Source organism: Bacillus sp. D48C, from assembly GCF_053345735.1.
Window position 1 is genome coordinate 35732 of the sequence record NZ_JBKFAQ010000003.1, and the last position, 13676, is coordinate 49407.

A 13676-nucleotide genomic window follows, 5' to 3' on the forward strand; every position below is an offset into this window, starting at 1 on the left:
AGGAAGATGGGTGAACAAATATGTCCTTTATTGATGAAGAAAATTATCGTATGAAACGTGCAGGGAAAAAGAAGCATAAAGGTATAGTTCTTTCTAGTATAGCGGGAACAATTGTAGGAGCTTCTTTATTTGCGTTTGGAGCTCCTTTATTTTCAAATTCTGCTGATACGCTTCCGCAAGCTGAAGCAAGCGGAAGTAATATGGCCGAAGCTCAAGGAATTAAACAGATTAGCTTTGTAGATGCTGTTGACCGTGCATCTGAAGCTGTTGTGGGCGTTATTAACATTCAACGAGATAACTTTTCAGAGGCAGATTCAGAGGCTGGTACAGGATCAGGAGTAATTTATAAAAAGACAAATGGTCAAGCTTATATTGTAACGAATAATCATGTTGTAGCTGGAGCGAATCGTATTGAAGTAAGTTTAAGTGACGGTAAGAAGGTTCCTGGAAAAGTATTAGGAACCGATGTAGTCACAGATTTAGCTGTATTAGAAATAGATGCAAAGCATGTGAAAAAAATAATTGAAATCGGCGATTCTAATACTGTTCGCAGAGGAGAGCCAGTCATTGCGATTGGAAATCCACTCGGACTGCAATTCTCTGGAACTGTTACACAAGGTATTATTTCAGCTAATGAACGTATTGTCCCTGTAGATTTAGATCAAGATGGACACTATGATTGGCAAGTAGAAGTGTTACAAACGGATGCGGCGATTAATCCGGGGAATAGTGGCGGTGCGCTTGTAAATGCAGCAGGACAATTAATTGGTATTAATTCAATGAAAATTGCTGCAAAAGAAGTAGAAGGAATCGGACTTGCTATTCCGGTGACTAGGGCTGTTCCGATTATGAATGAACTTGAGAAGTATGGAAAAGTAAGAAGGCCGTATGTTGGGATTGAACTTAGGTCATTAAATGAAATTCCAAACTATTATTGGTCAAAAACATTACATTTACCAGGTACTGTAACAGAAGGAGTTTGTATTTTGGATGTGAAAAGTCCTTCGCCAGGCGCAGATGCTGGTTTAAGAGAACATGATGTTATTGTGGCAGTAGATGGAAAACCGATTCGCGATATTATTGGATTCCGCACGGCCTTATATGATAAGGAAATTAATGATAAAATGACTCTTACGTTTTATCGTGGTACAAAAAGAGTAACAACAACAGTGAAATTAGGCATTCAAAAGTATTAAAAACAGGAGGGCCTACCTCCTGTTTTCTATTGTAGAAAAGTGAGGTGAAGAAAATGAATTTACCTTGTTGTTTAGAACATGTTGAATTAGCGTTAGATATTATTGTGGATGAGTGTGAAGTTGCGCCGGTTATCAACAATGTGGATAACTCAGAAAAAGAGAAAAAAACATGTGAATTTTGTCAAAATGAGGCGACATATGTTGTATCGAACACAGATTCTCACACAATATGTGGGTAGTGTTTGTGGATATGTGGATAAGTTTTGTGGATAACATGTTTGTAAGGTGGATGATACGTGTGAATATCTCGATTATTTCAATTGGGAAATTAAAAGAAAAATATTTGAAACAAGGTATAGCAGAATACTTAAAACGATTATCAGCATACGCAAAAGTAGAAGTAATTGAATTGCCCGATGAAAAGGCGCCAGAAAATTTAAGTGAAGCAGAAATGTTAATTGTAAAGGAAAAAGAAGGTATACGTATACTGGATAAAATTTCTGATGACACGCATGTGATTGCATTAGCTATAGAAGGAAAGCAAAAGTCATCAGAAGAATTTGCGGTAAGTCTAGATCGCCTTGCTACATACGGAAAGAGTAAAGTCGCATTTGTAATTGGTGGATCACTCGGACTAAGTTCAGAAGTGATGAAGCGTTCAAACGAATCACTTTCTTTTTCAAAGATGACATTACCACACCAATTAATGCGATTAGTATTGCTTGAACAAGTGTATAGAGCGTTTCGGATTAATCGTGGGGAACCGTATCATAAGTAAGATATTCTATGTAAAATAAAGGTAAGACACTGATATTATCATATTTATTTTATTATGCCTATAACTGGAGGCTATGTGAATGGTAAGTGATCAGACGAGATATTCTAGGCTCGCGAATATAACAAAAATAATAAATACGAAATTAGAACTACGTGAAGTATTGCAGCGTGTGACAATGGCGATATCAGAGGAGATTGTTAGGTGCGATGCTGTTGGAATTTATTTACCACAGGAAGATGGAACATTTAGAGGGTTTGCAGGAAAACCAGAGACCATAAATGGCGTAACGCTCGATACTCAGGTAATTGATCCTGAAATAGACTTACTGGCAAAAGAAGTTATTGAAACGAAAAAAACCATCTATATTCCTGATACCTCAAAGGATCATCGACCAGATCCGAGACCAGTTGATGCGTTTAAAATTAAGTCCTTATTAGCTCTGCCTATCTCATTTAGGCAAGAGTTATTTGGTCTGGTTTTTTTATTTGATTATGGGATTCCGATGAACTTAACAGATTCAGAAATTCAAAGTGTTGAAGCTTATGTAAATATGGCCGCGGTCGCAATTCAAAACGCAAATAATTTAACACAAAAGGAAAACCTTATTGCTGAGAAGCAGCTGTTACTAAATGTTACCCGTGATTTATCAATGTGTTCTTCGATACAGGAGAGTTTTGATAAATGCTTTTTTTACTTAGAACAGATTTTAGAGAGTAAAAATATGACTGCCCATCTTCTAGATCCGCTAGATAAAACAACGATTAAAACAATGAAATTAAGTAAGGGCTGTGATTGGACAGAAGCGGATCGGACAGAGAAAAGCTATGAAGCCAAGATCCAAGAGGTTATTCAAACAAAAAATATAGATAGTAAGGATCTATTGATGATTCCATTGGTTTCAGTGGGAGAAGTATTAGGGGTAATCGTCGTTGGCAAAGAAGGAAAAGCTCACAATTACGATAATTCTCAAATTCAACTAGCAAAATCTATCGTTGATGCCACAGCCCCTACGTTTTCAAATTTGTTATATATGGATCAACTAGAAAGCATAGTGAAAGAGCGAACGGGAGAGCTAGCTGCTGCTAATGAAAAAGTTACAAGTGTGATTGAATGTATTACGGATGGATTCTTTACTTTAAATAATAAATGGGAATTTACGTACGTAAATAAGCACCAATATTTTCCGCAAAGAAAAACAGCAAAAGATGTATTAGGAAAGAATATATGGGATGTTTTCCCGAGTGACATCGACACAGTTATGTATAAGGAATTTCATCGTGCGATGTCAGAGCGAACTACAGTTCATTTCGAATTTCTTTCTACTGCAGATGAATATTGGCACGAAGTTATTGCATACCCGTATGATGATGGTATTTGCTGTATTTTTAAAAACATAACGGAAAAAAAGAAATATGAACAGGAATTGAAAAGATTATCTAACATTGATTTAATAGGGCAAATGGCAGCAGGTATCAGCCATGAAATTAGAAATCCAATGACAACGGTACTAGGATTTTTGCAGTTATTAAAAGAAGAGAATACCTATGAGAAACATAATAAGTACTTTCATTTAATGATTGAAGAACTTAACCGTGCCAATTCTATTATTACTGAATTTCTCTCAATGGGTAATACAAGGAAATTAGATTTGCAGATGTTAGATTTAAATTCAATTATCCGCGATATTATCCCTTTAATAAAGATTGATACGTATAATCAAAATAAATATATTCAAGTCGATACAAATGACATTCCGGAATTACTTTTAAATCGTAATGAGATACGGCAATTATTAATGAATCTATATCGTAATGGCTTAGAAGCGATGAATACAGGGAAAGTTCTAACCATTAGCACCTACAAGGAAGGTCAAAATTGTGTGGTGCTTGCAGTGCACGATCAAGGAAAAGGTATCAGGCCTGAAGTCTTAGAGAAACTGGGTACGCCATTTTACACGACCAAAGATAATGGAACTGGATTGGGGTTAGGTGTATGTTATGCCATTGCTGCCCGCCATAATGCAAAAATAGAAATTCAAACAGGATCGGAAGGCACTACCTTTTTTGTTAAATTCAATTATAAAGATAATAAAAAGTAAACTTATTTAGATTAGTTACGGTGAACTGTATCATAAATATTGATCCGAAATTAATCATGCCTTGTGTACCAACATGAAGTATTATTGGCTGTATATTGAATAAAAAATATAATCAAGAAAAAAGCACTTATCTTTACAAGATAGAGTGCTTTTTTATACGCATTTTATTATTTTAGATTTAACCGATATGTAATGAAGATGTACAGTAAATATGGGGGTATGCAAGTGCCTGGTGAAATCAAGTATACTCAATATAGGAAAAAAGAAGTATTAGATGTACTTAGGGGGGATTAACATATTTAAGGAAGATATGAAAAAAATATTGGCATCATTACTAAAAAATCCATTAGTAATAATCGTATACTGGATTTTTTGTTATGAGTTAGCTTTATTATGTATGTATGGGAGAATGAATAATAATATTTATATTTGGTTATTATCTATAGCATTTCTAATACTTATCATTATATTTACTACAATTAAAATTGTGAAAAATAGGGAACGCGAATCATCCAAATTATTAAATGTAAAGGGATGGAAATACATTTCTGTTCTAATACTTATCCTTATAACGTCTTTTTATGGGATAAAAATTTATAAAAGTGCAACGAATTATGGCGGTAAACTAGCATGGTTTATAGAAAGCGTAAAAAACGAAAGATCAGTTAAACTTGAGCGTGATAATATATATAAGTATGGTGTAGAGGGCATTTTTGAAGATATAAATAAGAAATATACTTTGCCAAAGAAGTTATATATGTCGGATGATTTTACTTTGGAATTTAAATCAGATGGAACAATTACATCATTTGATACTTTTCTTTATGGGAAAAATGCTGCTGGAAAAGAGGAAAGCTACTTAATATCTTATAATAAAAATAAATCAAAAGATATTTTTGTAGGATTAAATGGGTATGTTAACGCTGATTATAATGAAGATAAATTAGTAAAACCTTTAATTAAAACAGTTCAAGCCATTCCAGTTAAACAAACTGTAAGTAAGTGGAATGAAGATAAGTATGGGCTGGTCTATTATGGGAAAAGGAACTGGGGTTACAACAGAGAAGGAATTATTAATATTAATAAAGATGGGAAATTAGAGAAGCTTGAAGAAGCAAAGTCCGAAATAATTGGATATACGGTATCTATATTTATCCCTGGAAAAGAGAAAGAGGTAGTACCTGCTAGATATAATTTACTAGGTGACCCAAATTGGAGTAAGGAAAGTAGTTCTAAAAAGAAAAAGAAGAATTTAACTAATAATAATGAGCAATTTTACTTTTCAAAAGAAGTTGGTTATAAACTAGATGTCACAGATAAAGCATTAGGGAGCACCTTTTATTCACTAAGCAAGACAATTGATGGAGGGGAAACATGGGGAGTTATAAATGAAGACCCGTTCAATGAAGCGGTAGGTAGTGCATCAGGAATCATCTTTTTTAATGAAAAGCTCGGATTTTTAAGGGCAGCCAGACCCTCTGGAAATGAAGGGAGGTTATACCGTACAGATGATGGGGGTATAACTTTTAAAAAGTTGAGCTATACAAATTATGAAGTGAAACTAGAAAGTGGACAGGCAATAAATCCGTTTGATTTTCCTAATATGCCTTATGAGAAGGATGGAGTTTTTAACATGCTAGTAGGGCAAGGAGCAGATGGAGACTACAATGGTAATAGTAGTATACTTTATCAATCAAAAGATCAAGGTGAAACATGGGAGTATGTAAAAGAGGTTAAAGATAATTAATAGTGGGAAAGACCATTGGACAAAAATTACCGATGGTCTTTTAAACATTATTAGATGGTATGTACATTTCCTAAAATAAGTATGTTTCTATTTCTATAAAAATATGCTGTAATATGAAGAGGAAAAAGTATAAGTAGTTAGAGAAGTGAGGAATTAAAGGTGAAGAAGTTTAAGAAGTTTTACTTGGAGATTACGAGTGTGTGTAATCTTGCGTGTAGCTTTTGTCCGCCGACGGAAAGGCAGAAGCAATTCATTTCTGTAGAGGATTTTGCTAAAAGATTAGACCAAATTAAACCTCACACAGACTACATTTATTTGCACGTGAAGGGTGAGCCGTTGCTCCATCCGAAAATAGATCAGCTATTAGACTTAAGTCATGAAAAAGGGTTTAAAGTTAATATTACAACGAACGGAACGTTAATTAATAAGAGAAGGCATAGGCTGTTAAATAAGCCCGCGTTAAGACAAATGAATTTTTCACTGCATAGTTTTGATGGACACCCAGGTTCGCAAGATAAAGAGGGCTATGTAAGGAGTATACTTTCCTTCATTAGGGAAGCGACAAGTCAATCAGATTTAATTGTATCGTTAAGGTTATGGAATTTAACTCAGGATAATAAAACAAATGCTGAAATCCAGAAAAATAGAGAGTTATTATCCATAATTGAAAATGAATTTGATCTATCTTATCAGATTGAAGAGAAGCTTACACCAGGAAAAGGTATAAAAATTGCAGAACGTGTCTTTATTAATCAAGACTATGAATTCCAGTGGCCAGCATTACATGAAGAAGAGGATGATGGGAAAGGATTTTGTCATGGACTTCGTAATCAGGCAGGAATTTTAGCGAATGGGACGGTTATTCCTTGTTGTTTAGATGGTGAAGGGATTATTAACCTTGGAAATATTAATAATGATTCATTTTCTAACATTATAGAAGGTGAAAGAGCAACAAACATTGTCGATGGATTTTCAAAAAGAGTTGCGGTTGAAGAGCTTTGTAGGAAATGTGGATATCGTAAAAGGTTTGGGAAGTAAATATGAAATAAGCCCTCATAAAGCGAGGGCTTATTTTTTATTCTTGATAAGAATGCTCTAATTCATCAATTAATGAACCAACGTAAGAAACAGCTTTACGGATTGCATCTGATTTTGACATATCTACTCCGGCATGTTTCATTAGTTCAAGTGGTTTCATTGTACCACCAGCGCGAAGCACATCTAACCAGCGATCAATAGCAGGTTGTCCTTCCTCTTTAATCATTTGAGCTATTGCAGTAGCTGTAGTGAGGCCTGCGGAATATGTGTAAGAATATAGACCCATATAATAATGAGGCTGACGCATCCAAGTTAAGCCCGCACCTTCATCGATTTCTACAGAATCTCCCCAGAATGTCGAAAGGACATTTGTTTTAATTTCAGTTAAAGTTGTAGCTGTAAGGGCCTGTCCTTCTTCTGCTAGAGCATATACCCTACGTTGATATTCACCCTCAAGTAAATGAGTAACAAAGTTGTGATAATATGTGCCGAGTAGTTGTAGAATGACCCATCTGCGCATTCTCTTATCGTCAGTAGTCGCTAGTAAATGCTGAGCTAATAGTAATTCATTCATAGTTGATGGTGCTTCAACAAAGTACATAGATGGGCGTACGTTCATGATACGTTGGTTTTTATTTGCTAAATAGAAATGACCAGCATGTCCAAATTCATGTGCTAATGTGAAGCATCCACGCATCGTATTTTGCCATGTAATTAAAATATAGGGATGAGAGCCGTATGGACTTGAGCAAAATGCCCCGGTTGATTTGCCTACGTTATCTGCAAGATCTACCCATCTTTCTTTGAATCCTTTTTGGATTATTGAACTATATTCATCGCCTAATACTTTTAAAGAATCTTGAATGAGCGTGCCTGCTTCTTCATAAGTAATAGCTGGATTAAATTCGGGATCTAAAGGTGCATGTAAGTCGCAGAAAAGCATTTGATCGAGTCCTAATACTTTCTTTTTTAAATCTGCAAAACGGCGCATATGAGGTGCTAATTCTTTATAAATAATATCAAGTTGGTTGTTATACATTTCAAGTGGAACTCTTTGTGGTTCTAATAGCATATGGGTAACGGATTCATATTTACGTAAACGAGAAAGTGTTACTTGTTTTTTAACTTCAGTAGCATATGTTGTGGCAATTGTATTTTTATATTGTTTTAGTGTGGAAACAAATGATGAATATGCTTTTCGACGTATATATGTGCTTGGAGAAAATTCATATTTGCTTTCAAATAATGAGAATGAAACAGGGAGTTCGTTTCCTTGTTCGTCTTGTATAGAAGTGAAATCCATATCGGCCAATTTAGTCATGCCGTAAATTTTGTATGGAGAACTATGAACTTCGCCAAGTGCAGCAAGTGCTTCTTCTGTTTCAGGAGAGAGAGTGTGCTGCCTTTTTTTGAGTATCTCTAGTAACGACTTACGGAAAGGTTCAAGTTTTGTTTCGTCAGTTAAATATTTTTCAATTGTTCCTTCTTCAAGTGAGAGAATTTCATTATGGATAAAGGATAGTGCAGTATGTACTTTCGTCCATAAAGCAGAAATTTTGGAAGAGTTCGCTTGAATAACTGGATTTGTACGATCAGTAGATTCTTTTAAATTTGCATATGAATACAGTTTTGTTAACTTCATTAAAAGCTCTTCTTCTAAAAGTAGGCAATTTAATAAAGTTGTGGAGTTGGTATGTAAACGTCCTTTAAATGTATCAAGTTTCTGTATATCATTTTCTAATACGTTTAATGCGGTATGCCATTCGGCATCAGAATTATACAAATCGGATAAATCCCATGTTAGTTCAGCAGGCACCTCTGCGCGATTAAGGCGATTTTCCATTACATTTTTCAAGTCTATCTCCTCCTCATTAAGACTATTTAAAAACATGATACTAGAAAATTCAGTAAAATAAAAATATTTTATGTTTTTATATATTAAAAAGAAGGACAAGCACTTTTATGCTTGTCCTTCTTTTTAAATTTAAGAATTAATATACTTTATCGCCGTTGAAAATCGAGTTTTTCACGACAACATAATCTACAGTACGAATAGCATCTAATTTTGTTCCGCCAGCGTAAGAGATAGAAGATTGAAGATCTTGTTCCATTTCGATTAACGTATCTTCTAAAGAACCTTTATGCTCAACGAACATTTTCTTACCTTCAACGTTTTTCTTCTCACCCTTTTGGAATTCAGAAGCAGAACCGAAGTATTCTTTATAAAGTTTGCCATCTCTTTCGATTGTTTCCCCTGGAGACTCTTCGTGACCAGCGAATAGAGAACCGATCATGACCATAGTTGCCCCAAATCGAATAGATTTAGCTACGTCGCCGTGTGTACGAATACCACCATCAGCGATAATTGGCTTACTTGCAGCTTTTGCACACCAGCGAAGTGCAGCTAGCTGCCAACCACCAGTTCCGAAGCCTGTTTTAATTTTAGTAATACAAACTTTACCAGGTCCAATACCAACTTTTGTTGCATCAGCACCAGCATTTTCTAATTCTCTTACCGCTTCTGGAGTTCCAACGTTTCCAGCGATAACGAAGCTCTCTGGTAAATGTTTTTTTATATGTTGAATCATGTTGATCACAGCATTAGAATGACCGTGTGCGATATCAATCGTGATATATTCAGGTGTAATTTGCTCAGCAGCTAATTGTTGTACGAATTCATATTCGTCCTCTTTTACACCAACGCTGATAGAAGCGATTAATCCACGTGATTGCATATCTCTAATGAATGAGATTCGTTTCTCTGGTTGGAAACGATGCATGATATAGAAGTAATTGTTTTCAGCTAAATAAGTTGCGATTCTTTCATCAATAATCGTTTGCATATTTGCAGGCACGACAGGTAATTTAAATTTATGTTTTCCTAAAGTGACAGTTGTATCACATTCAGAGCGGCTATTTACAATACATTTTGCAGGAATTAATTGAATATCTTCATAGTCGAATACGTTTTCCATCATTTACACCCCTAAAATACGAATATTTTATTTTTATTAATCAAAAATGTTCGTCCATAGGATAATTTACATTATTTTTATTAAGAAGTCAAAGGATTTCTTAACATTTTTTGAAAAACTAGATGTTACATCTGAAAAATAACGTTAAAAACGAATTTAAAATGTATTTTTATTTATATTGTTCGTTTATGGTAAAGATTGAAAAATTGAGATAATTATATAAGGTTGTATGTATTCTTTTTATTTTTTTGGAGTGGGATGGAGGATACCATGAAAGAGTCAATGCTAACAATACGAGAAAAAGATGTTATCAATTAGTTGAACAATATATGAAATGATAAGGTTTATTTCTATATAAAAAGAGGAATCTGGTATGAACCACCTTTTTATGTAAGGTTTCAAGTATAATAAGTAGGGTAATAGTAACGTATACAAAAGATAAAAAAGAAAATAATACATAATAAAATGAGGTTAATATATGAGTAAAAAAAGTTTTTCTGATTATAAATTAAGTAAGGAAATTGTAAGGGCACTTACTGGGTTAGGATATGATCATCCAACAGAAGTACAAGGTGAGGTTATTCCAGTCGCATTACAAAAGAAGGATCTTGTTGTGAAGTCTCAGACTGGAAGTGGAAAAACAGCTTCATTTGGTATTCCACTTTGTGAAATGGTGGAGTGGGAAGAGAATAAACCACAAGCATTAGTTTTAACACCAACGAGAGAGCTTGCGGTGCAGGTAAAAGAAGATATTACAAATATAGGTCGATTCAAAAGGATTAAGGCTGCGGCAGTTTATGGGAAATCTCCATTTGCACGTCAAAAATTAGAATTAAAGCAAAAGACACACATTGTAGTTGGGACTCCTGGTCGTGTATTGGATCATATTGAGAAGGGTACCCTTTCTTTAGAGTGTTTGAAGTATTTAGTTATTGATGAAGCAGATGAGATGCTAAATATGGGCTTTATCGATCAAGTAGAGGCAATTATTGATGAATTACCTACAAAAAGAATGACAATGTTATTTTCAGCAACACTTCCAGAAGATGTTGAAAAATTGTCTCGTACATATATGAATTCACCAACTCATATTGAAATTAAAGCAGCTGGGATTACAACGGATAAAATTGAACATACTCTTTTTGAGGCGATAGAAGACGAGAAGTTTTCACTACTTAAAGATGTAACAATGATTGAGAATCCTGATAGTTGTATTATTTTCTGCCGTACACAAGAAAATGTAGATCATGTATATAGACAGCTAAAACGAGCTAATTATCCTTGTGACAAAATACATGGTGGTATGGTACAAGAAGATCGTTTTGAAGTCATGGATGATTTTAGAAAAGGAAAATTCCGTTATTTAGTAGCAACAGACGTAGCTGCGAGAGGAATTGATATTGATAATATTACACATGTTATTAATTATGATATTCCACTTGAAAAAGAAAGCTATGTACATCGTACTGGAAGAACGGGACGAGCTGGAAATAGTGGAAAAGCTATTACATTTATAACACCATATGAAAATAGATTTTTAGAAGAGATTGAGGATTATATTGGTTTTGAAATTCCAAAGGCAATTGGACCTTCAAAAGAAGAAGTTATGAAAGAGAAAGCTGCATTTGAAGAAAAGATACATGCTAAACCAATTATTAAGAAAGATAAAAATGCGGACATAAACAAAGGCATTATGAAGCTGTACTTTAATGGCGGGAAGAAAAAGAAAATTAGAGCGGTAGATTTCGTCGGTACAATTGCTAAAATTAAAGGTGTTACAGCAGAAGATATAGGCATTATTACGATACAAGATAACGTTTCTTACGTTGAAATATTAAATGGAAAAGGACCACTTGTCTTGAAAGTCATGAAGACTACAACGATTAAAGGGAAACAATTAAAAGTTCATGAGGCAATTAAGTAAATAAAAAACTATCCACTTTAATAGGTGGATAGTTTTTTATTTATGATTTTTTCAAATCATCAACTAGTTGCTCTGCTAAACGTCTATACATATTACTCATAGTCACGAAGGATGTTAATAGTAGAAATTTTTCTAGCTTTGTACCTTCTAAGGAAGAAATCTTATTTACTTCTGTAACACGTTTATTTACGTCTTGTTTAAAGTTTTCGACATTGCTTGCAGTAAGAGCAAGATAATTTTTATATAACGCATTTAATTCAAATGAATCATCGTTTAATAAGGAGTCATTTATATTTTCTAATGAACTTTTTATGTCGTTAATGGAGAGAGCTCCCTTTAATTGGTAAATCAGGCTAATTAAAATCATATGCTCTTTTGAATACTTTTTATTTTTGATAGGGATGAATAGTTTCCCTTTTGCGTAATTATTAATCATCGTTTTTGTTAATACTTTTTCATCATCAGTTCTCGTTGTATCTGCATAAGTATTCTCAAATAGTTGGACAACTTGGTCTACATATAAGTCAACATTTGGAATATCCTCAAGTTTAATATTTTTTTCTAAATGTAATGTCTCAAGTAATTCATTTATATTTTCCACGTAGAATCCCTCACTTTTATAACTTAGTGGAACTTAATGTTTAATATATCTTTAAATATGGTATTACGAAACGAATGAATTGTAAATGTTGACCTTAAAAAGAAATGTGTATATAATTACATGTAGTTATCAAAACTATATGTAATTATATGAGGGGTGTTATTATGAATACTTATGTAAGGGAACCAGTTAACGCATTTACTCACTTAGGTGGAGCGATCTTATCATTTATTGCCTTATTAGCTATGCTTGTGAAAGTTTCTATTAAGATGCCATCATTTGCTGCAATTACAGCTGTTATTTTGTTTGGTATTGGAATGATGGTCCTTTATGCGGCGTCAGCTGTGTATCATAGTGTTGTGGCCAATGAACGTGTTATTTACTTCTTTAGGAAGCTAGATCATTCTATGATTTTTATATTAATTGCAGGTACATATGCACCCTTTTGCTTAATTACATTAAATTCAGCAAGTGGTTTGCTATTATTTTGTTTAGTCTATGCAACTGCGATTTGTGGTATTGTGTTTAAAATGTTTTGGTTTAATTGTCCAAGATGGTTATCGACAGCAATTTATATTACGATGGGTTGGTTAATTGTTTTGTTCTTTGCACCGTTAGCTGAGAATTTAAGTACAGGAGGTATTGTTTTCTTAGTACTTGGGGGCATTTTTTATACAATTGGTGGATTTATTTATGGCACAAAGCCAAAATGGCTAGAGTTTAAATATATGGGACATCATGAAATTTTTCATGTTTTTGTATTATTAGGTAGTCTTGCGCATTTTCTAAGTGTATATTGTTACGTAATTTAATAAAAAAAACGCCACATAATTTTTATTATGTGGCGTTTTTTTTATTACCTGATTAGAATCGTATATGTTATAAAATTATTATGGGATAAAATGTAAGTTTCTGTGTTCGCATGTTAAACATAGGATAAGAAATATGTGATATACTTTGAGAAGTTTATAATGAATGAAATATGGAGGACTATAATTATGGCAATACTTGTAACAGGTGGAGCAGGATATATTGGTAGTCATACATGTGTAGAATTACTAAATAGCGGTTACGAAGTTATAGTAGTGGATAATCTTTCGAATAGCTCGGTAGAATCCATAAATCGAGTGAAAGAAATAACAGGAAAACAATTTAAGTTTTATAAAGAAGATGTTTTAAATCGCGAAGCGCTTGACGCAATTTTTGAAGAAAATGTAATTGAAGCAGTTATTCACTTTGCAGGATTTAAAGCTGTAGGGGAGTCAGTAGCGATTCCATTAACATATTATCATAACAACATTACAAGCACGTTAGTGCTA

12 protein-coding genes are annotated in these 13676 nt (G+C 33.8%); 9 read left to right on the forward strand and 3 right to left on the reverse strand.

Annotation, left to right across the window (positions count from 1 at the left end; genetic code table 11):
* Positions 1-20: 20 nt before the first annotated feature.
* From ACLBXA_RS09100 to ACLBXA_RS09125, 6 genes are all read left to right on the forward strand, one after another.
* Positions 21-1196, forward strand: coding sequence for a S1C family serine protease (locus ACLBXA_RS09100; protein ID WP_000008032.1), 1176 nt, complete (start codon positions 21-23; stop codon positions 1194-1196).
* A gap of 53 nt (positions 1197-1249) precedes the next feature.
* Positions 1250-1435, forward strand: coding sequence for a CxxH/CxxC protein (locus tag ACLBXA_RS09105; protein ID WP_001052827.1), 186 nt, complete (start codon positions 1250-1252; stop codon positions 1433-1435).
* A 59-nt stretch (positions 1436-1494) separates the two neighbouring features.
* The gene (rlmH, locus tag ACLBXA_RS09110; protein ID WP_001027003.1) at positions 1495-1974 is read left to right on the forward strand and encodes a 23S rRNA (pseudouridine(1915)-N(3))-methyltransferase RlmH; all 480 of its coding nucleotides are present in this window, start codon (positions 1495-1497) and stop codon (positions 1972-1974) included.
* A gap of 79 nt (positions 1975-2053) precedes the next feature.
* Positions 2054-4072 (forward strand): GAF domain-containing sensor histidine kinase, encoded by a 2019-nt coding sequence (locus tag ACLBXA_RS09115; RefSeq protein ID WP_000253121.1) that lies wholly within the window; start codon positions 2054-2056, stop codon positions 4070-4072.
* 274 nt (positions 4073-4346) lie between these two features.
* Positions 4347-5819: a WD40/YVTN/BNR-like repeat-containing protein gene (locus ACLBXA_RS09120; RefSeq protein WP_000280571.1), complete on the forward strand. Its 1473-nt coding sequence runs from the start codon at positions 4347-4349 to the stop codon at positions 5817-5819.
* A gap of 159 nt (positions 5820-5978) precedes the next feature.
* Positions 5979-6857 carry a radical SAM/SPASM domain-containing protein gene (locus ACLBXA_RS09125; RefSeq protein ID WP_000713633.1) on the forward strand — a complete coding sequence of 293 codons (879 nt, stop codon included), beginning with the start codon at positions 5979-5981 and terminating at the stop codon, positions 6855-6857.
* Positions 6858-6894: 37 nt separating this feature from the next.
* On the opposite strand, the gene pepF is transcribed toward ACLBXA_RS09125, so the two are convergent.
* A complete protein-coding gene (gene pepF, locus ACLBXA_RS09130; RefSeq protein ID WP_000800233.1) occupies positions 6895-8712 on the reverse strand; it encodes an oligoendopeptidase F in 1818 nt (605 codons plus the stop codon).
* A gap of 136 nt (positions 8713-8848) precedes the next feature.
* On the reverse strand, positions 8849-9832 hold the full coding sequence (guaC, locus tag ACLBXA_RS09135) for a GMP reductase (protein ID WP_000432438.1): 984 nt from the start codon (positions 9830-9832) through the stop codon (positions 8849-8851).
* A 478-nt stretch (positions 9833-10310) separates the two neighbouring features.
* Here guaC and ACLBXA_RS09140 point away from each other — a divergent pair, with 478 nt between their 5' ends.
* Positions 10311-11756, forward strand: coding sequence for a DEAD/DEAH box helicase (locus ACLBXA_RS09140; protein ID WP_000039346.1), 1446 nt, complete (start codon positions 10311-10313; stop codon positions 11754-11756).
* A gap of 40 nt (positions 11757-11796) precedes the next feature.
* Here ACLBXA_RS09140 and ACLBXA_RS09145 read toward each other — a convergent pair whose 3' ends face one another.
* Positions 11797-12357, reverse strand: coding sequence for a DUF1836 domain-containing protein (locus tag ACLBXA_RS09145; RefSeq protein ID WP_000427875.1), 561 nt, complete (start codon positions 12355-12357; stop codon positions 11797-11799).
* Positions 12358-12521: 164 nt separating this feature from the next.
* On the opposite strand from ACLBXA_RS09145, the gene trhA reads away from it, so the two are divergent.
* Both trhA and ACLBXA_RS09155 read left to right on the forward strand, forming a co-directional pair.
* On the forward strand, positions 12522-13169 hold the full coding sequence (gene trhA, locus ACLBXA_RS09150; RefSeq protein WP_001099726.1) for a PAQR family membrane homeostasis protein TrhA: 648 nt from the start codon (positions 12522-12524) through the stop codon (positions 13167-13169).
* A gap of 186 nt (positions 13170-13355) precedes the next feature.
* Positions 13356-13676: SDR family NAD(P)-dependent oxidoreductase (locus tag ACLBXA_RS09155; protein WP_447617176.1), on the forward strand; the 321-nt coding region annotated here is incomplete at its 3' end.